Origin of the sequence: Sporosarcina sp. FSL K6-5500, assembly GCF_038005665.1 — a bacterium.
GTDB lineage: Bacteria > Bacillota > Bacilli > Bacillales_A > Planococcaceae > Sporosarcina > Sporosarcina psychrophila.
The window spans coordinates 1415153-1437956 of sequence record NZ_JBBOTP010000001.1; the positions used below are offsets into that span (position 1 = coordinate 1415153).

A 22804-nucleotide genomic window follows, 5' to 3' on the forward strand; every position below is an offset into this window, starting at 1 on the left:
GAACATTAAGAAAAGCGCAGGCGCCCTCTAAGATGCGACAGACATAAGACGGGACAGTGGAGCGACGTTCCTTTGCCCCAGAAGGATACAGTTCATTCTTTCCTAGCTAGATCGACTTTTGACTCCGAGCGCCTGGCGCCCGGAGCTAGACATTGTTCCGGGTCGAAAACTTATACTTTCTTATTTGTTGTTTTACTTTTTTATATACGTTTTTAAAAACCCTTCAATCTGCGCAGGTGTTTTCAAATAATGTACGTTCTTCCCTTCACCTGCATAGCGTTGTATTCGCTCTAGCATTTTCCTTTTTCGTGCCCCATATGTTGTGAGGATGAATTTCAGAAACGCCTTATCAATCTTCTCTTTACAACCTTCACCAATATCATTCCTCGTTTTCCCATGGAATTGTACTCTTCGCTTTAATACACGGTACAAACAGACACGGAGAGGGAGCTCCAAATAAATAACGGTATCTGCATGCGGCTCTCGAGTATCGAATGTCCCTGAATAATTCCCCTCTACTATCCATTGCTCATTTTGGACAACTTGTTGTTGAGCTGCTGAAAATACTTCAGGCGGGGCTTCCACCCAATTCGGTTTCCAATACAAACAATCTAAATGTGTTACTTCGATTCCAGTCAATTCGCCCAATCGACGTGCAAACGTTGATTTTCCAGCACCCGCTGACACCCCGATGACCATAATTTTATTCATTCCGTAACTCCTCCTCATTGTCTGGGACTTGGTGAATCCCCTCCTACATATAAACTTCCATCCCCATGACCAAATAACCCAAAATATGTATTTAAACCTCTCAAAATCATTATACAGTATATATAGCTGAACTATTCCAAATTTACATCAGCCCAAAAAAGACGAACAATTGGTATTGAATTTTACCTAATGATAGGATATATTCTAACTAACGCAATAAAATCATATAAAATATAATGAAATATTTATATTTATTCACAAAACCCGAACAATGAACTTGATTCACTTTGGTTATCATAACGATTTAATTATACTATTATTAAATTGTGTCCATATTTTGAATCATTTTATCCATTCCCATATTTCAAGATTTGCGACATCATCAGGGATTATCTTTGTTTTACTTATGGTAAACGACTACTCAAGAGGTTGAAATATTGATACTACCTACAAGTCGCACAATTGGCAATCATTTTAAAATAAAAAAACCACGTTTTTCTTCTTCACCCCGCCGCTTTACTATGCTAAAGTAGTAAAACATTAAATTTTGATAGACGAGATAAAACTCTCACGAAAGCTGCTTTCTATTTTGAGGAGGAAGATCATGACCACAAGCTATCAAGGTACGAATAAAATGATTACAGGAATCGTGTTTGGTGTCATAACGTTTTGGCTTTTCGCGCAATCCATGGTCAATGTTGTTCCCGCAATCCAATCGGATCTAGGAATTTCACTGGGTGTACTTAATATTGCAATCAGTTTGACCGCTTTATTCTCAGGTATTTTCGTCGTGGCAGCAGGCGGGCTTGCTGATAAATTTGGTCGGAAGAAAATGACCTATTTCGGACTCATATTAAGTATCATTGGCTCACTTTGCCTCGTATTTACGAATGGGGCCGCGCTGTTAATTATCGGACGGATCATCCAAGGATTATCGGCTGCTTGTATTATGCCAGCAACGATTGCATTGATGAGAACGTACTATGAAGGGGCTGAAAGGCAACGTGCACTTAGTTATTGGTCTATCGGGTCTTGGGGTGGTTCGGGTGTTTGTTCATTTGCAGGAGGAGCTATCGCAACTTCTATGGGTTGGAGATGGATCTTTGTTTTCTCAATTATTTTCGCCATCTTGGCTATGATTTTGATCAAAGATACCCCCGAAAGCAAAGTTGAACAGCAAGGCTCTTCCCGTTTCGACTTTACCGGCTTAGTTGTATTTGTTTTAACGATGATTGCATTAAACGTGGTTATTACGCGCGGTGCAGATTTCGGATGGACAAGCCCGCTCACATTAAGTTTAATTGTCGCTACGCTAGTTGGAATGCTATTCTTCATCAAAATAGAAATAGGTAAATTACATGCTTTGATTGATTTTAAATTATTTAAAAACAAACCGTATACGGGTGCTACCATCTCCAACTTCTTATTAAACGCGGTTGCTGGTACGCTCGTTGTAGCAAATACATATGTGCAAGTCGGAAGAGGCTTCACGGCGTTTCAATCAGGTATGCTATCAATTGGCTATTTAGTGGCAGTCCTTGTCATGATCCGTGTCGGTGAAAAAGTACTGCAACGAACCGGTGCTAGATTACCAATGATGGCAGGCTCTATCTTGGCGGCAATTGGCATCGGGTTAATGGCTTTGACATTTTTACCGGACACAGCTTATATCATCGTTGTCTTTTTCGGATTTATCCTGTTCGGTGTAGGACTTGGGCTGTATGCAACACCGTCCACTGACACAGCTGTATCAAGTGCCCCTGAAGATAAAGTCGGTTCAGCGTCAGGTATTTACAAAATGGCGAGTTCTCTCGGCAGCTCCTTTGGCGTTGCCATATCTGCCACCGTGTACGGTACAATGACGATGACGGGCAATATTGAAAAGGCAGCCTCTGCCGGAATTATTACCAACGTTATATTCGCAGTACTTGCGTTAATAGCAATCATGTTTTTGGTCCCTAAAGCGAGACAAGATGCTCCAAAACAAGTAGTCAGCAGACAAAATGAAAAATTTACAAATCCCGTTAATAATAGCGGTAGAATAGGATAGTATTTATATTAATACGCATAAAAACAGCCTTAAATCATAATCGATTTAAGGCTGTTTTATAAATTACTGTGTTTATTTCATAATTGTCTTGGTGACCGTCATCCACTAAAATTCAAACCTCCTGCTTTGCAGGTTTGTGCTGAATTGCCACTTGAAAGGTAGTCAGTTGTGAACTTATGATTGGATTATCCGCTGATTTTTGTTCATTTTTCTTATCATGCGTTTTTTGAGATGCTCTGCTACCCAACCATTCATCAAAAAACTTTCTTTCTTCCCATGTAGTGCAGATTTTCAACTCATCATATTCCGGACTATTTTCTTTTTTCAATACTTCCATTAAAACAAATCCCTCAAATGTATGAACAGATTTCGGTGTTTGAAAACGTGCAAGAACCTCTTCTACGTTTCCTTTTTTGATACGGATTGTATTTACTGCTTTCATCATAATTCAACTTCCTCCCTCAGTGTTAAAGACTCTAGATACTGATATACAGTCCGTGCAGGTTCTCCACCCATTTGCGCATGTCGAAGCAGTGCAATACCATGCGGACCTGGAGCCGCAATGACATTAGGCTGTATAGCAACAATTGCTTTCACGATACTTAGTTCGCCAAGCATCGCTGCCGCGAAGATATCCATTCGTGCACCACGTTCGAGTAGCCATTCTGCAATTTCACGATTACCTGTATGGGCTGCTGCCCCAAGCCCACTTTCCCAATCGTCACCTCCCCAGTTCGTAATGGAATGAAGAAGCGCTGGCTCTTGCTTTACTAATCTCTTTACCTCTTCAAAATCTCCATGTGCAGCAATAATAAACGCCCTTACCAACTCATTGCTAAGTGGCCCTTTTCTCATATAACTTCTTCCTTTCGTAACCTTATTGGTGTGAAAAATGGTTTTCCGTTGTCCTTATAGATATCTGCATCTATTTCAAAAATAGATTGAAACATTTCCCTACATAACACGCATTGCGGAATACCATCGTACTGAACCTTCCCATCCTTTAAAACGACAAGGCGATCACTATAACGTGCTGCTTGGTTGATGTCATGCAAGACCATTACAACAGTCATGCCAAACTTTGTATTTAACTCTTCGACAAGCTCCATCACTTCTAATTGGTGTGATATATCAAGAAATGTTGTTGGTTCATCTAACAGTAAAATCTTTGGGCGCTGGGCAACAGCCAGTGCAATCCACGCCCGTTGCCTTTCTCCACCAGAAAGTGATTGTAACGTCCGGTTTTTAAATCGAGTTAACCTGGTAACCTCCATCGCCCATTGAACGATTTCATCATCTTCTTTTGTCAACTTACCGTAAGCCCCCCGATGTGGATACCTTCCAAATTCGATGAGTTCGCCTACCGTCAAATCGAGTTGATGATCTTGCATTTGTGGTAGCATGGCAAGTTTTTTTGCGACATCCAGACTTTTCATTGAACCAATCATTTGTCCATCTAGGATTACTTCACCACTTTTCGGAGTTATAAGACGTGAAACAAGTCGGAGCAATGTCGATTTACCAGACCCATTTGGACCTATTAAGCTGACGATTTCACCTTCCTTTATGTGTAAGTCAATCGCTTGTAACTGAAAGGAAGGAGAATGTTCGAATGCGACATCTTTAGTTAGAAGCAAATGAGTCCCTCCTTCTCTGAATCATATATAAGAAAAATGGGCCGCCTAAGAATGCCAACAAAATCCCAACTGGCAACTCGATTGGATTAAAAGCACTCCGTGCAACTGTATCAGCCAATACAACGAGCAACCCTCCGCCAAGTGCGGATGCAGGCAGTAAATAGCGATAATCTCCACCAATCATAATTCTTAATATATGTGGCACAACAAGCCCAACAAAGCCTATTAAACCGGCTACACTTACAGCTATTCCCGCAAGAAGTGTACTAAGAACAATTAGGAAAAAACGACTTTTTTCAACATTGTGGCCAAGCAGTTTTGCAACTTCATCACCAAGTCTTAAAATGCGAATATGCCTGATTGCAAACAAAGATAATACAAGCGCTCCAACCGCGTAATAAATAATCATTTCGAATTGAATCCACCCCACGCCCCCAATGCCACCGGCTAGCCATGGAAGAACTGATTGCACGCGGTCACTATATAACAGCATGAGTGCACTCATGAACGCACCAATTACGGCATTAATGGCTACACCGACTAATATAATACGTACAGGTGAAGTGCCACCTTTCCAAGAGAATGCATAAATAATGAGCGCAGTGATGAGAGCCCCTATAAAAGCCGCTAAAGGCAAGAATAGGATATACGCCGGAAAGATAATCATAATAGTCGTTGCGGCGAGACCAGCTCCAGACGACACCCCTATAATTCCCGGATCAGCTAGTGGATTTTTCATTACGCCTTGTAAAATAGCACCAGATACCGCGAGACACATTCCGACAATCATTCCGATTAAAACCCGTGGGAAACGTAACTCCCATATAATTCGTCTAGCCAATGAATCATCTGAGTGAAAAAGACCACTCCAAACTTCACTGAATGTAAATGAAACAGGCCCAATCATTAAACTTACCGTACACGCAAGTACAAGAAGGATACTAAAAGAGATAACTACAATTGTTCGTTTTTTTGCGAGTGGATGAACATTTTTAGATACTTGAACTTCTACCGCTTCCATTTTATTTAACCGCCGCTAGATTTTCCTTCATCACCTCAAGTGCTTCTACTACTTTTGTACCTGGGTTTGAACCAAATAAATGTGAAGGTAAAATAAATACATTGCCATTTTTTACTGCATCAAGATTTTTCCAAGCTGCATTCTTTTCCATTTCACTTTCAAAAGCCGCTTTTACCCCTTCTGGATCGCCATGTGTAATCAGCATCACAACTTTTGGATTTCTTTCGATAATCTTTTCAACACTTAAACTCGCATACTGCGGATAATTCTCTTCTTGTGGAAAATCGGATGCAATATTTTCTCCACCCGCTTTTTCCAATAAATCACCTGTAAGAGAGTTTGGAAGAGCCGCTAGATACGTACCTGGCGCACCATATACCAATAGTGTTTTCACTGGATCAGAATTGGTTTTTTCGCTATTTTCTACTTCTTCCGTAATCGTTTTATTCATACTTTCAGCTTCTGTTTCTTTTTGAAATAGTTGTCCATATAGACGAATCGTTTCTTGAATATCAGCGATTGAATTTGCTTTAGTGTAAATAACCTTCGTTCCTTGTCGTTCTATATTTTCAGCATGTTGCTTGAAACTCATTGCTGCGGCTAAAACAGTTGGATGAACTTCCGCTAATTTCTCAAAGTTTGGCTGATGTGGATTACCGATTTCCGTAATACTTTCTACTTCTTTTGAAACAGGTCCACTTGCCGTTGGACGGCCAGTCACATTAGCACCTAATGCTAGTAAAATATCTAAGTCTCCTGAATTTAAAACTGCAATAGATTCTGGAGCACTTTCAAACGTAATACTTTCACCCGATGCATCTGTCACTTCAATAGCTGACGTTACCTCTTCTTTTTTCTCCTTATCTTTTGGTTCCTCTTCTTTCACTGCTGCTTTACCATTCTCCGTACCACATGCTGCTAAAACGAGTAACAACAGTACAGATAATAAAAGTAATGATACCTTCTTCATTTTCCACACTCCCAATTAATAATGATAATCATTCTCAGTGGTTTCCATTCTACTGATAACAATTCTCACTGTCAATGAATTATTTGAAAATAAAAAATTAATCTAAGAGTTTTCCCTTAAATTGGCTTATTCAGACGTTCATCATATTGAGTTTCATGGTTCTTTTAATTTTACTTTATAATTAAATTTTTCATGTTTTTAAGATGACCTATACGAGAAAATTATATGAGTGATCCGCCTTGTTTTTGGAACATTTGAATTGAATTCAAATCAGTCGATCATAAAACAACAGAGATAAAGAAAGTTTAATAGACAACACAAAAACCCGGTACCCAAACCGATTTTAAATCGTTTTGGGTGCCGGGTTTTTGAGCGATTAAACCGCGTTTTATTTATGAATATGAACAGTTGTTCCAACAGGGACCATTGAAGATAACTCGAGCACATCATTATTATGCATTCGGATACATCCATGTGACACGCTTTTCCCAATAGATGAAGGATTATTTGTGCCATGTATCCCATAATGAGGTTTTGATAACCCCATCCAAAAAGCCCCGAAAGGTCCACCAGGATTGCTTTGTTTGTTTATAATTCTGTATGTCCCCATTGGCGTCGCTGTGACCATTTTCCCTACCGCAATCGGATATATTTTCATTAAGTGATGACCATCGTAAAGTTTTAATCGGTGTTTCCTTGTGGATATATCGATCCATAGGTTGATAAGATCACCTCCATACAAAAGTGAGCGTTCATTTATTGTATGAGGATGGTTCCCAGTTAACTGGGTCCAAAATTATCTATATATGTTGAACAAATGAATACGGCGTATGAGCTTTACAAGGGTTTTTGGGAGGCCGATGAAAAGTCCTAATACTTGGAACGAATTGGAGTTCCCGCTAATACCGCTTCGACGCTTTGTGGATGCCTCCCGCGATAAGCCAGGGCACTGAAAAAGTATAATTTTCTTCAATCCCGTTGATTTCCGTTCCGAGCGGACGCTTTCTTACCATTAGTCAAGTTTTTTAAAAGAAATAATAGCGAACTGTCCTAAACTCCTGAAAATCATCACAGAATAGGGAGCGTTAAAAAACGGCAAGGGACATTTTCATCAGTTCCTTTGTCCAATTCAAAGTCAACCTACTGTAACCGCATGCCAAATAGACCTAACGATAAACTGTTTTTTCGCAAGGTCATCTGTGCTATAGTTGAGTTATCTTCTTACGAATTAGCCGAGGCTGATTCGTAATCATAGAGGATATCGTGTTGAATAAGGTGAAATGCGACTTTCAGGAACTTATTCACACAGGCAATCGCCGCAACCTTATGAGGCTTACTCTGAGGTTGTTTTTTTAATTGGTCATAATAATCTACAATCCGATTCTTAGTTTTTTTCCGTAGTGAGATCATTGACATTACCATGAAATAGAGGATTTTTCTCAACCTCCTATTTCCTCTTTTATTGATTCGGTCCTGATAGTGAAGCTTGCCGGATTGATAGCGTTGAATATCGATTCCTGCGTATGCGTTGATCTGTTTGTTGTTCTTAAAGCGGCGAATGTCGCCTAACTCCCCAATAATTCTAACTGCTGTATTTTCTCCTATTCCTGGAAATGACACGAGCACTTGAAAATCTGCACGTTCCTTCGATAAATCCACCATTTGTCTAATGATATTTTTTTCTGTTTGACCAGTTCTAGAATACGTTTGGCATAGCGCTTCAAGTGTTGGAAGCGTACATCTTCAGGCTTGATTGCGGAATAGGAGTTTTCTGCGGCGACGAGTAATAAGGTCATCTTCTCCTCCGCTTGTTGTTCAGATATATTCTTACGGGTTGCCTGCTTAATTTGCCTGCGTAAATCCTCTTTTGTCAGACTACGTAAACATGCCGGGTGTGGATAAAGCTGCACAATATTTAAAAAATGGACCGAGTTCCTAGAAAATACTTTATCCAGTAGCGGAAAACTTAACTGAAGGAAAGCGTGTAAGCGATTGTGATGATTCCTGCTTTCATTTTCTAAATCCTCATAGTAGCGCCCTAACGCCCGCATCTGTTCAAAATAGTCATCTTGTACATATGTCTCGCGCCGCACGAAGTTAAAATGTGATTTAGCCAATTCATGGGCATCGCCGATATCCGTCTTCTGTCTGCGCATCGATGCGGTCTGCATCTTGGCCTCCAAAGGATTGAGGCGGCTATACGAATAGTGTTGTTCCTGCAGAAAGTTTTCAAGCCCTTGTGAATACACTCCAGTAGCTTCAAAAACGATAGCAGGGGGTTGACCATCCTGTTCTCTTAATGAATCGATACGTTCCTTTAAAGATTGGAATCCTGATGGTGTGTGTTCCAATTCACCTTCATATTGACAGCATTGATAGCGATCATATACAACCATTGTGCTTTTTCCCATACTTACATCAAAAGCAATTACTTGTTCCATATTTCTTCCTCCTGTTTGTTTCTTATAGAAGTCCTTCACAGTGCCTTATCGATTCCACTTTCTTATACACGATCTCAAGGATCCAACATACTAAACTGATTCAAATAAGGATGTGAAGTGAGTCGGTTTCCTTATACGAGTTCTAAGACTCCAGCGTCCGCACGACTTCCCTTCACTTCTACTATATAAAAATAGTAGCACAAACCGTGGCCTTGGTTTGTACTACTAATGTTAGTATGTTTCCGCGGGCACGGCTTCAGCCTCCTCGTCACTGCGTTCCTGCGGGGTCTTCAGCTCGCGCTGTTCCCGCTGGAGTCGCCGCTCTTCACTACAATCAACTAGTTCTTACTATAAAAAAGAACTTTTTCAGTGGCTTATCGCTTCGGCTACCACGAAGGCGCGGCAAAGGCATCCCCAAAGCGCCAAGCGTTCAACAATCCACACCCCGAATTAAAACTCTCTCCTTATTGAGCGCCACAGTAAATTCAATGAAATTCTTTAATTCAACATATATAGCCCGTATTATCAGTCCTAAATTACGATATTTCCCCTAATTTTATTAACAAATGAGATTGAATTCTCTATTTACAATTCATCCTAAGAGTGCTATTATCTATAAAAATCAAATGCGTCGAAGAGAAGAGTAGCTAACGTTCATTCTTTGCAGAAAGCTCCGGTTGCTGAAAAGGAGTAAGAATGCGTTATCGAAACAAGTCTCTGAGCATCACTCCGGAACCAGCAATGGGGATAGAGTGACAGGAGCTCCTGTTATAGAGCCAGGGTATACGCATCTATTTGCCGTACCTGATAAGGTTACGATGGAAACATCGTAATAAACTGGGGTGGCACCACGATTGATACAATCTCGTCCTCAAGACTTAAGGTCTTGGGGGTGGGATTTTTTTATTGTCAAAAAATGAATGATAGAGGAGGAAAATAAAATGAGGCTTGGGAACGTAGTTGAATCTTGGAAATATCCTTTAATGTTGTTAGCTGGAATTGGCATTTCTAATGTGGGCGCCTGGATTTATTTAATTGCGCTTAATTTGATTATCCTTGAGAAAACAGGTTCTCCGCTTGCAGTGGCTGTCCTTTATATCCTTAAACCTTTGGCTACGTTATGTACAAATTTTTGGTCAGGCAGCGTCATAGACCGGTTAAATAAACGTAATTTAATGGTCACTCTTAACCTGGTTAGTGCGGTATTTATCGCTACCTTATCTTTTCTTTCTTCTCTTTGGTCGATCTATCTAGTCGTTTTTTTAATCAATATAGCACGCTCTATATTCGACCCGACATCTATGACTTATATTACAAAACTAATTCCCCCTAAGGATAGAAAACGGTTTAATTCATTACGCAGTTTAATCGATTCTGGAGGCTTTCTAATTGGGCCAGCTATAGCGGGATTGTTATTTATCATCGGCACACCCATTTTTGCCATTTACATGAACGCAATCGCTTTATTATTATCAGGATTAGTCACTATCATGATGCCCAACCTCGAAAAACACATACAGTTTAATAGTACAAATGAAAAAATATCTTTTGAAGTAGTGAAGCAAGATTGGACTGTTGTGTTGAATTTTAGTCGTCGCTACGCCTATATCATGTTCATTTACTTTCTTTTTGGCTGTGTAATGGTCATGGCTACAGCTATTGACTCACTTGAAGTGGCATTTGCTAAAGAGGTCCTTTCTTTATCGGATAGTGAATATAGTTTTTTAGTCAGCATAGCGGGAGCGGGGATCGTAATGGGCGCAATTATTAATACGATGATTGCCACTAAATCATCGACTTCTTTGTTAATTGGTTTAGGCTCCCTATTCGTTTCTATCGGCTATATTGTTTACGCTTTTTCCACCATCTTTTTCATGGCAGCTATTGGGTTTTTCATTCTTTCCTTTTCTCTGGCCTTTGCGAATACAGGCTTCCATACCTTTTACCAAAACAATATCCCAGTCGATGTGATGGGGAGAGTCGGAAGTATTTACGGATTAATTGAAGCTGTTTTAATCATACTTGCAACGACCATAGCTGGCGTGGCAGCTCAACTCATTTCTATTCAGTATGTTGTCATTGTAGGGACATTTGTGATGTTGGTGATTTCCATTACACTGTTTCTTTTTAACATCCGTCCTTCAAAGGCAAAACTATACTCGACTGCCTCTGTAGATTAAATATTAGATCCTTTGTTACAACGCCACTGGACATTCCTATCTCATCATTTAAGATCGATTGCACAACCTTTCATTTCTTTACAAACTATTAACACAAATTTACATGTCCTTCATGTTAGATTAACAACTTCACTTTATAGTTAAATTGGATAGTAGATTAAATAGGAGGTTTTACATTGATGAAAAAGCAGTTCTTTAAAAAAGTTATCCCCATCGCAGTTCTTTCTACTGTTTTGGTCGCAAGTTGGAGTGGTGCAATCACTAATCCAAGCGCCCAGGCAAATGAAGCAGAACTAAACAACAATGCAGAAATCAAAAATGTGATTTTCCTCATTGGTGATGGAATGGGCGTATCCTATACTTCCGCTTATCGTTACTTGAAAGATGATCCTACTACACCTATTGTTGAGAAGACAGCGTTTGACAACTACCTCGTTGGTCAGCAAATGACTTACCCAGAAGATCCTGAACAAACAATAACAGATTCCGCTTCCGCTGCAACTGCAATGTCTGCAGGTGTAAAAACATATAACGCCGCAATTGCTGTGGATAACGACAAATCTAACGTAAAAACTGTTTTAGAGGCTGCAAAAGAAACAGGCAAATCGACTGGACTTATTGCTACCTCAGAAATTACTCATGCAACGCCTGCTGCATTCGGTGCTCACAATGAAAACCGTAAAAATATGGATGCAATTGCCGATGATTATAACAATGAATTAATCAATGGTGAGCATAAAATTGATGTCCTCCTAGGCGGTGGGAAATCAAATTTTGAGCGCTCAGATGTGAATCTTACAGAATCCTTTAAAAAAGATGGATTTAGCTATGTAACCACTAAAGATGAACTGTTAAAGGATACTAATAATCAAATTCTAGGGTTATTTGCTACTGGCGGTCTTCCCAAAATGATTGATCGTCCAGATGATATCCCTTCACTTGAAGAAATGACTACTACAGCAATCGATCGCTTAAGTAAAAATGACAATGGTTTCTTCCTTATGATAGAAGGTAGCCAAATTGACTGGGCTGGCCACGATAATGACATTGTTGGTGCAATGAGCGAAATGGAAGACTTTGAAAAAGCATTTAATGCAGCTATTGAATTTGCAAAAAAAGATAAGCATACGCTAGTCGTAGCAACTGCTGACCATTCTACAGGTGGATTTTCTATAGGTGCAGACGGTAATTATAACTGGCTCACTGATACAATCAAAGCCGCAAAACGGACACCGTCCTTCATGGCAGATGAAATTGCTAATGGTGCTGATGTCGAGAAAACCTTAAAAAGCTATATTGATCAAGAGTTATTACCACTGACAGAAGTTGAAATCGAATCTGTTAAAACTGCTGGTGAAAAAGCGAGTGATATCAATAACGCAATCAAATCAATTTTTGACAAGCGTTCTTATACAGGTTGGACAACAGGTGGACATACTGGTGAAGACGTACCTGTGTATGCTTTCGGTCCATCTAAAGATCGTTTTGCCGGGTTACTCGATAATACAGACCATGCACAAATCATATTCAACATTTTAGATACGGATAAAAGTAAGTAATACTAGTTAGAACCCGTTGCTTCCATTGAAGCAACGGGTTTATTTTTTCATACAAAAAAAGCCCGAGTGATCTATTCCCGAACCTTTCTTTAGTAAAATGAAATTACACCGTTTCCCCCCTTTTATCCTCTCCTAAATTCCGCCCCAAAAAGTCTTACCGAATACGGATGTGTAAAATCGAATCTACCTTCCACTTTCACACTTTCATCGACAATCTCCCCGTTATTCATCACATATAGCCGGTCACACATATACGCAACAGCTTGCAAATCATGCGCTATGAAAAGTAAGGCCATGCCGGTTTCACGGTTAAGTTCTATTAGTAAATCAATAATTTCTTTTTGAATCAATCGATCCAGACTGGAAATGATTTCATCACATACGAGTAGTTTAGGTTCAACGAGAATTGATCTGAGCAAGTTAACACGTTGCCTTTCTCCACCACTCAGTTCGGAAGGACGTCTATGTAAATGAGCTTCCGTTAACTTTACCTTGCAGAGCATGCGTCGAATATGAGCATCCCGGTCCCCTTTCTTATTACGAAGCGGTTCCATCAAGATTTCACGTACAGTCCATAATGGATTGAGGGCAGCCGATGCGTTTTGAAAGATGAGTTGGCACCCTTTGTAAAATGCTTTTCGGGACTGCCTCGTGACGAGCGAACCATTGAATAAAATTGTTCCGTCATCAGGCGCTTCAAGTTGCATAATTACACGTGTCAGCGTACTTTTCCCGCTTCCACTTTCCCCGACAAGCCCAACGATTTCACCTTCTCCAACTGTGAGACTGATTGCACGAAGGACTTCTTTCGCTTTAGTTCCACTACCATACCTTTTTGATACACTTTCCATCACTAACACCGTCACACCTCCATTCCTTTAAAACCTACTATCCAACAAAAGCTTCGTGTAAGGATGCTTAGGACAATCAAATACCTCCACCACACTGCCAGTTTCAATAACTTCACCATGACGCATAACAACCATGTCATGTGCCGCCTCTGCAACGATATCCAAGTCGTGCGTTATAAGAAGAATTGTTGTTCCATGCCGCTCGTTCAATCGCTTTAGCAGCCCAATGAATTCCTTTTGTAGCACCATATCGAGTGCAGAAGTGGGTTCATCTGCAATTAAAAGGGCCGGTTCCATATACAGTGCGCACGCAATCATACATCGTTGCAACATACCGCCCGATAATTCGAATGGATACTGTTCCATGATTTCCGATGCAAGGCCAAGATCATCCAAAATGCCCTCCATCTTCACTCGAAATTCTTCAATTGTATCGCCCGTTTTCCTTCCCGAAAACTCAAAAAGTTGATGCCTCATCTTTACAGAGGGATTAAAGCTGTTCGCCGCATCTTGAAAAATTGTAAATAGGTGTTTTTTTCTAATGTCCATCATTTCTCTATCCGAAACCGTAATCAAGTTTTTATCGTTAAATATAGCCTGTCCAGTTACCTTCGCTCCCGTTGGCACTATTCCGAGCAGTGCGGAAACCGTCATACTTTTCCCACTGCCGCTTTCACCAATAATGGAAGTAATCTTTCCGAGTGGAACAGAAAACGAACTATTACGCACAATCGATTTACCATCGATATCAATCGACAATTGATGTACCCTAAGCATTTAAACGCCTCCGTTCCGGATCTTTCAACGCTTCACCGATAAAGTTAATCGCAAGTATTGTAATGAAAATCATTATGCCTGGGAACAATCCAATCCACCAAGCCCCAATTAGGATATCATTTTGCGCATAGTACAACATATTACCCCATGATGGAATCGCTGGTGGTACACCAATCCCCAGAAAACTAAGCGACACTTCAATGAATATAGCTCCTGCAAAGTTAAACAATGTAACAACGAATATAGCCGGAATACTATTGCGAAGCATATGACTAAAGATAATTTTCCACATCGGTGTTCCGAACATTATCGCCATTTTCACAAATTCCGCATCCTTCAATCGAATAAATTCAGAGCGAACGATACGTGCGGTAACCAACCAACCTGTAACGCCAATAATGAGAGCCATACTCCACATTCCGCCTTGCATGAATGCTTGAAACGCTAAAATAATAATAAGCGAAGGAATCGTAATGAGCGCTTCTAAAAACCGCATCATAACAGTATCGACGAATCCACCAATATAGCCGCTAATTCCGCCGTATAGAACACCCATAACAAGCGATACTAGTACAGAAATACTTGCAACAGTTAGCGTTACTTTACCGCCCTCTAAAAGACGTGAAAAGACATCGCGTCCAAGATGATCAGTTCCTAACAGATGACCTTCCCCAGGGGAGACGTATACTTTATCGAGATTCATGTCATTTGGTTCATACGATGAAAGGAAGCTTGCAAAAGTAGTTAGGATTATGATAACGCCGAGGACAACGCACCAAAAAATCAATGCTTTTTTTGATTTCATTTATCGCACATCCCCTTTCCGTAGCCTCGGATTCAATAAATACGTAATGAGGTCAATAACGAAAAGGCTTATGACAACGATTAAACCCGTTAGTAAAATACCACCCATCAACAATGGGAAATCTTTCGTAACCACCGCTTTTACGGTTAGTTGACCAAGTCCCGACCATGAAAAGAGCGATTCTACGATAATCGACCCGCCAACAAATGAAGGAATGGTCATCCCGATATAATTCAAATAGGGAATAGATGCATTGCGCAAAATCCCTTTTCGAATGACTTGCTCCGCTACACCATTGGCACGTGCTACCGTTACATAATAGTTACGGCTTTCTACTTTGATGCTTTCTTGGAGAAAGCGTGCATAAATCCCAACGTGAGTCAAAATGATAACAGTTGCAGGCATGAGTAGATAACGCAATTTATCCAAAAATCCACCTTCACCGCCGATATCTCCTGTTCCAGATGACGGAAGGATGCCGAGTTTGACTGCAAATAATGAAATAAATAAAATACCAAGCCAAAACGCTGGAATTGAAGAAGTCACAATACTGACTGTCGATAATCCTTTATCCCACACAGATCCAGCCTTCATGCCCGCTGTCGTTCCAAGCCAGATTGAACCTATACTAATAAAAAATAGCGTCACGCCGAAAAGAAGTAATGTATTTGGCAGCCGTTCCATAAGAATTGTCGATACGGGCCGCCCTTCTTTATACGAAACACCTAAATTCCCTTTCACTGTTTCCGCTAACCACGTACCATACTGCGCAATGACAGGTCGGTCAAGCGAAAAAACACGGCTGATTCGTTCTTTTTCAGCCGCGTTCAATGTTTGTGCATTCCCTCCGTAAAAAGCCGCTGCCGGATCACCGGGAGCTGCATGCATGATGAAAAAAGAGAGGAAGCTCACGATGAGGAGGACAATTATCCCCATCATCATTCGCTTCCCAATCCATTTAACGGTCATTCCACGTCCACTCCTCAACATTCCAGAGGAAACCAGATCCATGATGGCCAAGTATTCGTTCTTTCACACCGCTTAGATTTTTATTAATCCCGTAAACCGCGTCTTCGTACGCGATATAAGCAAATGCAGGGTCCTTCGCAAGCTCAGCTTGAAACTCCATATAAATTGCTTTGCGTTCTTCAGCATCTGTCGAAAAACGGCCTTTTTCAAGTAGCTCATCTACTTTTGCATTCGAATAGCTACCGTAGTTATAACCAGAGCTCGTCAAAACCGACTGATCCGTATGGAACAAAATATGTGTATGATGATCCGCATCGTACGGACTACCCCACCCGACCATGAATGCTTCTGCATCTTCGATTGTAATGGCACTCCAGTCAAGCGCATCTACTTTCACATCAGCGCCAATTTTCTTGAATCCTTCGGCAGCATAGTTCGCCAAATTTACGCGTACTGTATCCGATACAGGTGCCGTAATCGTAAACGCCAATTTTTCATCATTTTTATAACGGAAACCATCTTTTTCTTCTTTCCAGCCTGCTCCGTCTAGAAGCTCTTTTGCTTTTTCAATGTCGTATGCATACTTCTCTACATTTTCATTGTTAAATGCATGTTTTTGAAGTGGTGAATACGCTTCTGTCCCGTATCCTTTCAAAATACCTTTGACGATTTGAGCGCGATCAATCGCATAGCTAAATGCGCGCCTCACGTCAACATCTTTCCACAAGTCAATGGTCGTATTGAAAAGGATACCGCGGTAATCCGCAGATTCAATATCGTAAATTTTAATATTCTTTTCTTTTTCCAACTCTTCAACTTGGACCGGGTCGAGTAGTGCAATATCGACTTCTCCAGACTTGAGTTGCAATGCACGGACATTACTATCCGGAATGAATTTAAAAATCACTTTTTCAATAGAAGGCTTTGTTCCATGAAAATTATTATAGGCTTTTAACGTTAAACTGTTGCCACGGTCCCACTTATCAAACATATATGGACCCGCGCCGATTGGATGACTATTGAATTCAGCTGTCCTCATCTCAACGCCTTCAAAAGCATGCTTGGGCAAAATTGGAGCCGTTAACTTATCAAGCATCGGCGTGAATGGGCGTTTAAGTTTCAATTCAAGTTTGTAGTCGTCAATTTTTGTCACCGAATCCACTTCCGTGAAATCCGACTTCAAAAACGAAGCATTATTATCGTCTAGTATGCTCTCAATTGTGAAAATCACATCGTCAGCAGTAAGTGGTTCGCCGTCGTGAAACGTAATGTCTTCTTTCAATTTAAACGTATACGTTAGCTTATCCGGTGATAGTTCATATGATTCAGCGATATCCATTGTTGGCTCATTGTTCTCATCGAACCGTATCAGACCGCGGAATAATAGCGCATCCAGGTTCGTTTCTTCCAGTAGCGGATTAAGCCCTTCAAATTCAGTTTCCGACGCATAGACAAGTCGGTTTTCTTTTGTTTTCGAAGTTTCTTTCTCCTTGTTTCCACAACCCGCAATAACGAGTAAAATAGCAATAAAAATAATATATGCATTTGTTTTCCTTCTAAACATAGTAACCTCCAAAAAAATGTAATTCTATACTTACTAATTATAAAGAGCAGGATGTTCAATGTCTAACCTAACGCAGTTTGGAACAATCTTCTTGCAGACTTTCCGACTAAAATCCTGTAACTCGGGCATATTATCATGAACAAAAAAATAAGGAGGGTGATTATATGATGAACAAGATGGCCGTGACAGCACTTGGACTTGGCGCAGCATATTTAATGAGAAATAAAGATGCTAGGAACAAGCTGATGAAACAGGTTGAATCGTTCACAGGTACACTTTCCAAGAAAAGCGAATCGCAAAGTAATTCGTAAAATTGTTTTATAAACGATTAAGCGAAAAAACTTTTGCACAAAAACGGCAACCCTTAAATAGGTTGCCGTTTTTGTTGTGAAAATGTCGAATATAGAATTAGTTTACAACAGCATTTCGACGCTCCGTATACAGGACAATAAAGATACTCGCTTCGTAAAGCAACGCCATTGGAATCAGTACAATGAGTTGGCTCACAAAATCCGGCGGTGTAATCAAAGCCGAAATTATAGCGATGGCAAGATACGACCATTTACGCACTTTTTTCATTGATTCCGCTGTAAGTAACCCGATTGCCGCCAAAAACATCGCAACAATTGGTAACTCGAATAATATCCCGATTGGCATAGTCGTCATTAGCAAGAAACTGATGTATTCTTGCGCCGACACCATTACATTAAAATTCACGGCTCCCAATGAGACAAGAAACTTATAGCTAAGCGGATTGACGATAAAATAACCAAATGATACACCTATAAGGAAAAGCAGTAACATTACAGGCGAATACATGCTTAGAAACCGGCTTTCCCGTTCGTTAAGTCCCGGTTTAACAAATTGCCAGAGAAAATGACAGAGAAAAGGGATTGATAAACCCAATGCAAGTGCTGTGGAAATCGACATGTAAAACTTCACAACTTCGAGTGGTCCAAGAATGATTAGCTCATGGCCGCGGGTAATATACGGGAACCATAAATTAATACTTGAAAACACTGCGATTAGAAAAAAAAGGAAAACAGCTGCACTTTTGACGAGCTGTTTTCTTAGGTCTGTGAGATGGTCAACAAGAGACGGAGCAGCTTCAAAATTGCTTTCTACGACCTTGTCATCCCGAGTAATGTCAGATTCTATTTCCGGTTTAACGGGTATACCAATCTTCGTCTTTTCGACTTGGACTTTATCAAGCGGACTTAAAATTTTACGACTGTGATCTCCGTATGGATCCATACTTACACCTGCTTATAGTTGATCCGTTTTCTTTATTTCCTTTGGGGTTACTGGTTCTTCATCCTCCATAATATCTTTCGCTGACCTTTTAAATTCAGCAAGTGTTTTCCCTACCGCGGCTCCCACTTCGGGTAACTTTTTCGGTCCGAACAAGATGAGAACAATAACAAGAATGATGATTAAACCCGGTACGCCAATACTCGCTAAACTCATTGCCTAAGTCTCCCTTCATTTTCACACAAGTGACCCACCAGCTTTACTGTATTTAACAATTCCTTCTGCTGCGCGATAAGCGAGCGCGCCAACTGTCCCCGTAGGATTGTAGCCGCCGTTATGCGGGAAGTTTCCAGCTCCAAGAACAAATAGATTTTCTGCATCCCAGTGTTGTAATTGAGTATTGACGACACTATTATCCGGGCTTGCTCCCATAATTGTTCCGCCGGTATTATGCGTCGTCTGGTATGGCACAATATCATAGTTGGTAATTGGATTTCCAGCCATCACTGTCTTCGCACCCATCTCTTTCATTATGACTGCCGTCTTTTCAGTTAAGTACTTGTGCAAGTTCTTATCTTGTTCAGTAAAATTGTATGTCAATTGAAGCAATGGGACCCCATATGCATCCTTATAATTTGGGTCAAGTGACAAGAAATTCTCCTTATGAGGAAGTGAGGCACCCTGCCCGCCAATATTTAGCGTGCGCGTGTAATTATAAATCGATGATTTTTTAAAATCTTCACCCCACACAGGTGTATCTGGCGGAAGAGGATTGGTCGCAATCGGCCTTACACCCGTCTGTGTTATGGATAGGCTTGCCCCGTGAATGAAATCTAGATCCCCATGATCAAAATTGTCACCATTGAAATCATCAATTGACATCCCAAGCGACCCCGCACCCATGAAGACATTCATTTGTTCATCAAAAAAGCCTGTTGCACCCGGCAAAACCTGGTACGCATAGTTTTTACCAAGCGTCCCTTTTCCAGTATCCGGATCGTACATTTCTCCAATTCCCGATACCATAAGAAGCTTCGCATTATTCATCATATAGCTTGTAAGTACTACGACTTCGGCTGGTTGGATGAATTCTTCACCGGTTTGCGTATCGATATATCTAACTCCAGTCACTTTATTGCCTTTCTTCAACACTTCGACGACATTTGCATAGAAACGGACATCGTAGTTCCCCGTTTTTCTTGCAGTCGGAATGACAGTAATCTCCGGAGATGTTTTCGCACCGTATTCACAGCCAAACCGCTCGCAAAAACCGCAATATTGACACGCCATGATTGATTCTCCATCTGGATTTTCATACGACTCGGACAAATTTGCAGATGGTAACATGAAAGGACTATACCCAAGTTTGCTTGCTGCCTTTTCAAACTTTTTTAGAATCGGTGTCCGCTTCATAGGAGGCGTCGGAAACTCTGAGGAGCGTTTCCCCGCAAATGGATTTTTATTCTCTCCAGAGATGCCGGCTGTCTTTTCAAATTTATCGAAGTAAGGCTCTAGCTCGTCATATGTAACGCCCCAATCTTGAATCAGATAGTCGCTTGAGAGTTTATCTTTTCCATATTTCTTATCCGTCATCGATTTAATCTCAAAATCATACGGAAGAAATCGCCAAGTATGCCCGTTCCAATGCGTCCCCGAACCGCCGAGACCTTCCGCAAGAAGAAACGATCCCATCTGCCTCATAGGAAGCGCCCGCATCTTCCGGGAATTCCTAAACGTAATCGTTTCCTTTGAGAGATCCTGCATTAAATCGTAACGAATCGCGTAGCGAAACTCATCATGTACTAATGAGTAGTCTTTTGTACTTCTTTCCTTACCACGCTCTAGTCCAAGTACTTTCAAACCAGCTTTTGCACACTCTGCGCCAATGATACCACCGGCCCATCCAACACCAACTGTAATAACATCTACTTTCTCCAACGTTGTTGCCATACGCTATTTCCCCCCTTAATGTTCCATACTCGTAAGTGATACTGGTTCGTACTTCACAAATTTTTCATTTTCAATTTCGGCGATATAGGTCATTTGATTGCCCGGAAATTCCTTCATACGCCAAGCATCCATGTTCACGTTGCCGTTATAAATTGGATCCGCGTAGACACCTTCTAATGTTGCTTGTCGAAGAAGCTTGAAGAAAAATTCTGACGATACGCCCTTCATATCAATTTCATTTTTTTGGAATGCAGTAATGATTTCATCCATTTGCGCACCCTCGAGGTCGACAAACCCTTGTTTGAACCGCTTGTTTGCTTGCTCATCCATTATTGCGATACCTTGTCTAAAGATTTCTGCACGTGTCAACTTACTTTGGTAGCCTTGAGTCGCTTCACCCGCAAAAAACGGTCCTTGCATATATTCCTTCACATTGCTTCCATAATTGCCTGCAAGCTGATTGTCGATGAAATACGGAGCACCAAGTGCAATTGCTCCAGGTCCTAGGTCATCTTCAGGGAATATCCGTTCAACTGCTTGAGACAATACATTGAATTCAGCCATATTTGTAAAGTACATTAAGCCCCGATTGCTAACAGCTGTCGGTTCGCCGCCAGCTCCTTTATGGTCACCCGTGCCGGCAACTTGACCTTCCTTGTTGACGTTGTACCCGACAAGGCCTCCAATGAGACCCCCTCCCACGAGAGCCCCTGTTGCAATTCCCGTTGTCTTCAGAAAGTCCCGTCTCGATAAGCCTTTTTTATCCACTGACATCCTTTATCCTCCTCAGTATGACTACCGTCTATATAATGATTCCTAGCACAAAGCATGGCAATCCTATCCAATGTTTATACAATACATGGATTTTTTTGATCAACTTAATTTTTACTCACACGCATAACGGGATATACTGAAAAAAACGAAATACGAAAGGAGTTTTCCAATGAAACGCCTTTTCCTCTTCTGTTTTCTATTAATATTAGCTGGTTGCACAGATCAAGAACGTCCTTCACCCCATGCGAATCCTGATCTCGCAGAAAAAGTTACGGTAAATCTCATCGCACCATGGTCCATTGATTTCGATGGAGAACATTTTTTCATCTCTGAGAAAGAAGGGTCAGTTGTTAAGGTATGGGGAAACGGTCAAACTTTACGCGAGGATGTCTTTCTTTCGGAGTCCTTAGCAAATGTAGCTGAATCTGGTCTGCTTGGTTTCGTGTTGAAAAAGGATTTTCTGAAATCGCATGAAGCATATGCCTACTACACATATGATTTAGAAGGTACTCCTGTAAATCGAATCGTAACATTACACTACGACGGAACTTCGTGGCATGAAAAAGACATACTCTTGGACGGAATCGTATCAGGTCCAGTCCATCATGGCGGGCGTCTTGCACTCTCTCCGAATGGTGTTTTATATGCAACAATTGGCGATGGGGCAAATCCTAATTCAGCACAAGACACTGATTTATTCAACGGGAAAATAATCCGGTTAACTGATGACAACACATTCGAAATCGTGAGCATTGGACATCGAAATTCACAAGGGCTCGCGTGGGATGAAAGCGGAGTATTATATGCATCAGAACACGGTCAATCTGCGAATGATGAAATTAATAAAATTGAAGCCGGGAACAATTATGGATGGCCAATCATCGAGGGAACGGAATTAGGAGAAGGCATGGAAACACCACTTCTCACCTCTGGCACTGGTGATACATGGGCGCCATCAGGCATTACTTTTCACAAGGGATTGTTGTACGTTGCTGCACTCCGCGGCGAGGCGATTCTTGTCATTGACCCATTGGCTGGCAAACTCCTTGAGAGAATAGAAGGCTATGGCCGCATCCGTGATGTGTTCTCGGATGGCGAGTCATTATTTTTCATAACAAATAATACCGATGGTAGAGGGAACCCTACCGAAGATGATGATGTGCTATATCGCTTGAAATAGGTGTTAGAAAAACCGACCAAAAGTGCCAGCGCCTGGTCAGAGGCGCTGGAGTCTAGACTTGAATTAGCTTCTTTTGGAGGTTATCCACAGTACGAGATCTTATAGTTTCCTATG

At 41.0% G+C, this 22804-nt stretch carries 21 protein-coding genes, 1 pseudogene and 1 other annotated feature; of the genes and pseudogenes, 5 read left to right on the forward strand and 17 right to left on the reverse strand.

Annotated elements, in window-relative coordinates:
• Positions 1-192: 192 nt before the first annotated feature.
• Positions 193-711, reverse strand: a complete 519-nt coding sequence (locus MKX62_RS06470) for a topology modulation protein (RefSeq protein WP_340741067.1) — start codon at positions 709-711, stop codon at positions 193-195.
• A 604-nt stretch (positions 712-1315) separates the two neighbouring features.
• On the opposite strand from MKX62_RS06470, the gene MKX62_RS06475 reads away from it, so the two are divergent.
• The gene (locus MKX62_RS06475; protein ID WP_399629673.1) at positions 1316-2761 is read left to right on the forward strand and encodes an MFS transporter; all 1446 of its coding nucleotides are present in this window, start codon (positions 1316-1318) and stop codon (positions 2759-2761) included.
• Positions 2762-2873: 112 nt separating this feature from the next.
• Here MKX62_RS06475 and MKX62_RS06480 read toward each other — a convergent pair whose 3' ends face one another.
• The 7 genes and pseudogenes from MKX62_RS06480 to MKX62_RS06515 form a co-directional block, all read right to left on the reverse strand.
• Positions 2874-3206, reverse strand: a complete 333-nt coding sequence (locus MKX62_RS06480) for an antibiotic biosynthesis monooxygenase (RefSeq protein WP_067213608.1) — start codon at positions 3204-3206, stop codon at positions 2874-2876.
• Positions 3203-3616 carry a hypothetical protein gene (locus MKX62_RS06485; RefSeq protein ID WP_067213609.1) on the reverse strand — a complete coding sequence of 138 codons (414 nt, stop codon included), beginning with the start codon at positions 3614-3616 and terminating at the stop codon, positions 3203-3205. The genes MKX62_RS06480 and MKX62_RS06485 overlap by 4 nt, the downstream gene beginning before the upstream one ends.
• A complete protein-coding gene (locus tag MKX62_RS06490; protein WP_067213610.1) occupies positions 3613-4398 on the reverse strand; it encodes an ABC transporter ATP-binding protein in 786 nt (261 codons plus the stop codon). The genes MKX62_RS06485 and MKX62_RS06490 overlap by 4 nt, the downstream gene beginning before the upstream one ends.
• Complete coding sequence (locus tag MKX62_RS06495) at positions 4385-5419, reverse strand: FecCD family ABC transporter permease (RefSeq protein ID WP_338654662.1); 1035 nt, start codon at positions 5417-5419, stop codon at positions 4385-4387. Before MKX62_RS06495 ends, MKX62_RS06490 begins: the two co-directional genes overlap by 14 nt.
• A 1-nt stretch (position 5420) precedes the next feature.
• On the reverse strand, positions 5421-6389 hold the full coding sequence (locus MKX62_RS06500; protein ID WP_338654661.1) for an ABC transporter substrate-binding protein: 969 nt from the start codon (positions 6387-6389) through the stop codon (positions 5421-5423).
• A gap of 388 nt (positions 6390-6777) precedes the next feature.
• The gene (locus MKX62_RS06505; protein WP_338656739.1) at positions 6778-7113 is read right to left on the reverse strand and encodes a L,D-transpeptidase; all 336 of its coding nucleotides are present in this window, start codon (positions 7111-7113) and stop codon (positions 6778-6780) included.
• A gap of 497 nt (positions 7114-7610) precedes the next feature.
• Positions 7611-8830 (reverse strand): annotated as a pseudogene (locus tag MKX62_RS06515) (IS110 family transposase).
• A gap of 622 nt (positions 8831-9452) precedes the next feature.
• Positions 9453-9706 (forward strand) — a binding site (T-box leader).
• Positions 9707-9771: 65 nt separating this feature from the next.
• Here MKX62_RS06515 and MKX62_RS06520 point away from each other — a divergent pair.
• Together MKX62_RS06520 and MKX62_RS06525 are read left to right on the forward strand one after the other, a co-directional pair.
• Complete coding sequence (locus tag MKX62_RS06520; RefSeq protein WP_340741070.1) at positions 9772-11010, forward strand: MFS transporter; 1239 nt, start codon at positions 9772-9774, stop codon at positions 11008-11010.
• Positions 11011-11189: 179 nt separating this feature from the next.
• Complete coding sequence (locus MKX62_RS06525; protein WP_340742554.1) at positions 11190-12569, forward strand: alkaline phosphatase; 1380 nt, start codon at positions 11190-11192, stop codon at positions 12567-12569.
• 122 nt (positions 12570-12691) lie between these two features.
• Here MKX62_RS06525 and MKX62_RS06530 read toward each other — a convergent pair whose 3' ends face one another.
• From MKX62_RS06530 to MKX62_RS06550, 5 genes are read right to left on the reverse strand one after another with little or no spacing between them, the layout of a single operon-like run.
• On the reverse strand, positions 12692-13420 hold the full coding sequence (locus MKX62_RS06530; protein ID WP_340742555.1) for an ABC transporter ATP-binding protein: 729 nt from the start codon (positions 13418-13420) through the stop codon (positions 12692-12694).
• A gap of 27 nt (positions 13421-13447) precedes the next feature.
• Entirely contained in the window at positions 13448-14197 is a 750-nt protein-coding gene (locus tag MKX62_RS06535; RefSeq protein WP_340741071.1) for an ABC transporter ATP-binding protein, read from the reverse strand.
• Positions 14190-15002: an ABC transporter permease gene (locus MKX62_RS06540; protein WP_067213621.1), complete on the reverse strand. Its 813-nt coding sequence runs from the start codon at positions 15000-15002 to the stop codon at positions 14190-14192. Before MKX62_RS06540 ends, MKX62_RS06535 begins: the two co-directional genes overlap by 8 nt.
• Positions 15003-15971 (reverse strand): ABC transporter permease, encoded by a 969-nt coding sequence (locus tag MKX62_RS06545; protein WP_187046167.1) that lies wholly within the window; start codon positions 15969-15971, stop codon positions 15003-15005. It lies immediately after the preceding gene.
• Positions 15961-17535 (reverse strand): ABC transporter substrate-binding protein, encoded by a 1575-nt coding sequence (locus MKX62_RS06550; protein WP_340741072.1) that lies wholly within the window; start codon positions 17533-17535, stop codon positions 15961-15963. Before MKX62_RS06550 ends, MKX62_RS06545 begins: the two co-directional genes overlap by 11 nt.
• Positions 17536-17699: 164 nt before the next feature.
• Here MKX62_RS06550 and MKX62_RS06555 point away from each other — a divergent pair, with 164 nt between their 5' ends.
• A complete protein-coding gene (locus MKX62_RS06555) occupies positions 17700-17846 on the forward strand; it encodes a hypothetical protein (RefSeq protein ID WP_187046168.1) in 147 nt (48 codons plus the stop codon).
• 97 nt (positions 17847-17943) lie between these two features.
• Here MKX62_RS06555 and tatC read toward each other — a convergent pair whose 3' ends face one another.
• The 4 genes from tatC to MKX62_RS06575 are packed head-to-tail and all read right to left on the reverse strand — an operon-like array spanning position 17944 to position 21510.
• Positions 17944-18789, reverse strand: a complete 846-nt coding sequence (gene tatC, locus MKX62_RS06560; protein ID WP_067213624.1) for a twin-arginine translocase subunit TatC — start codon at positions 18787-18789, stop codon at positions 17944-17946.
• Positions 18790-18801: 12 nt separating this feature from the next.
• Positions 18802-19002 carry a twin-arginine translocase TatA/TatE family subunit gene (gene tatA / locus MKX62_RS06565; protein WP_187046170.1) on the reverse strand — a complete coding sequence of 67 codons (201 nt, stop codon included), beginning with the start codon at positions 19000-19002 and terminating at the stop codon, positions 18802-18804.
• A gap of 21 nt (positions 19003-19023) precedes the next feature.
• Positions 19024-20736, reverse strand: a complete 1713-nt coding sequence (locus MKX62_RS06570; RefSeq protein WP_067213626.1) for a GMC family oxidoreductase — start codon at positions 20734-20736, stop codon at positions 19024-19026.
• 15 nt (positions 20737-20751) lie between these two features.
• On the reverse strand, positions 20752-21510 hold the full coding sequence (locus MKX62_RS06575) for a gluconate 2-dehydrogenase subunit 3 family protein (protein ID WP_340741073.1): 759 nt from the start codon (positions 21508-21510) through the stop codon (positions 20752-20754).
• A 169-nt stretch (positions 21511-21679) separates the two neighbouring features.
• Here MKX62_RS06575 and MKX62_RS06580 point away from each other — a divergent pair, with 169 nt between their 5' ends.
• Positions 21680-22690 (forward strand): PQQ-dependent sugar dehydrogenase, encoded by a 1011-nt coding sequence (locus MKX62_RS06580; RefSeq protein ID WP_340741074.1) that lies wholly within the window; start codon positions 21680-21682, stop codon positions 22688-22690.
• Positions 22691-22804: the final 114 nt, after the last annotated feature.

Excerpts from the sequence above, each read along its gene's own strand:
- MKX62_RS06480 (WP_067213608.1), bottom strand. The coding sequence starts at position 3,206 with ATGATGAAAGCAGTAAATACAATCCGTATCAAAAAAGGAAACGTAGAA.
- MKX62_RS06485 (WP_067213609.1), bottom strand. The coding sequence starts at position 3,616 with ATGAGAAAAGGGCCACTTAGCAATGAGTTGGTAAGGGCGTTTATTATT.
- MKX62_RS06545 (WP_187046167.1), bottom strand. The coding sequence starts at position 15,971 with ATGACCGTTAAATGGATTGGGAAGCGAATGATGATGGGGATAATTGTC.
- MKX62_RS06555 (WP_187046168.1), top strand. The coding sequence starts at position 17,700 with ATGATGAACAAGATGGCCGTGACAGCACTTGGACTTGGCGCAGCATAT.
- MKX62_RS06550 (WP_340741072.1), bottom strand. The coding sequence starts at position 17,535 with ATGTTTAGAAGGAAAACAAATGCATATATTATTTTTATTGCTATTTTA.
- MKX62_RS06540 (WP_067213621.1), bottom strand. The coding sequence starts at position 15,002 with ATGAAATCAAAAAAAGCATTGATTTTTTGGTGCGTTGTCCTCGGCGTT.
- MKX62_RS06530 (WP_340742555.1), bottom strand. The coding sequence starts at position 13,420 with ATGGAAAGTGTATCAAAAAGGTATGGTAGTGGAACTAAAGCGAAAGAA.
- MKX62_RS06495 (WP_338654662.1), bottom strand. The coding sequence starts at position 5,419 with ATGGAAGCGGTAGAAGTTCAAGTATCTAAAAATGTTCATCCACTCGCA.
- MKX62_RS06500 (WP_338654661.1), bottom strand. The coding sequence starts at position 6,389 with ATGAAGAAGGTATCATTACTTTTATTATCTGTACTGTTGTTACTCGTT.
- MKX62_RS06535 (WP_340741071.1), bottom strand. The coding sequence starts at position 14,197 with ATGCTTAGGGTACATCAATTGTCGATTGATATCGATGGTAAATCGATT.
- MKX62_RS06475 (WP_399629673.1), top strand. The coding sequence starts at position 1,316 with ATGACCACAAGCTATCAAGGTACGAATAAAATGATTACAGGAATCGTG.
- MKX62_RS06580 (WP_340741074.1), top strand. The coding sequence starts at position 21,680 with ATGAAACGCCTTTTCCTCTTCTGTTTTCTATTAATATTAGCTGGTTGC.
- MKX62_RS06520 (WP_340741070.1), top strand. The coding sequence starts at position 9,772 with ATGAGGCTTGGGAACGTAGTTGAATCTTGGAAATATCCTTTAATGTTG.
- tatC (WP_067213624.1), bottom strand. The coding sequence starts at position 18,789 with ATGGATCCATACGGAGATCACAGTCGTAAAATTTTAAGTCCGCTTGAT.
- tatA (WP_187046170.1), bottom strand. The coding sequence starts at position 19,002 with ATGAGTTTAGCGAGTATTGGCGTACCGGGTTTAATCATCATTCTTGTT.
- MKX62_RS06525 (WP_340742554.1), top strand. The coding sequence starts at position 11,190 with ATGAAAAAGCAGTTCTTTAAAAAAGTTATCCCCATCGCAGTTCTTTCT.
- MKX62_RS06570 (WP_067213626.1), bottom strand. The coding sequence starts at position 20,736 with ATGGCAACAACGTTGGAGAAAGTAGATGTTATTACAGTTGGTGTTGGA.
- MKX62_RS06575 (WP_340741073.1), bottom strand. The coding sequence starts at position 21,510 with ATGTCAGTGGATAAAAAAGGCTTATCGAGACGGGACTTTCTGAAGACA.
- MKX62_RS06470 (WP_340741067.1), bottom strand. The coding sequence starts at position 711 with ATGAATAAAATTATGGTCATCGGGGTGTCAGCGGGTGCTGGAAAATCA.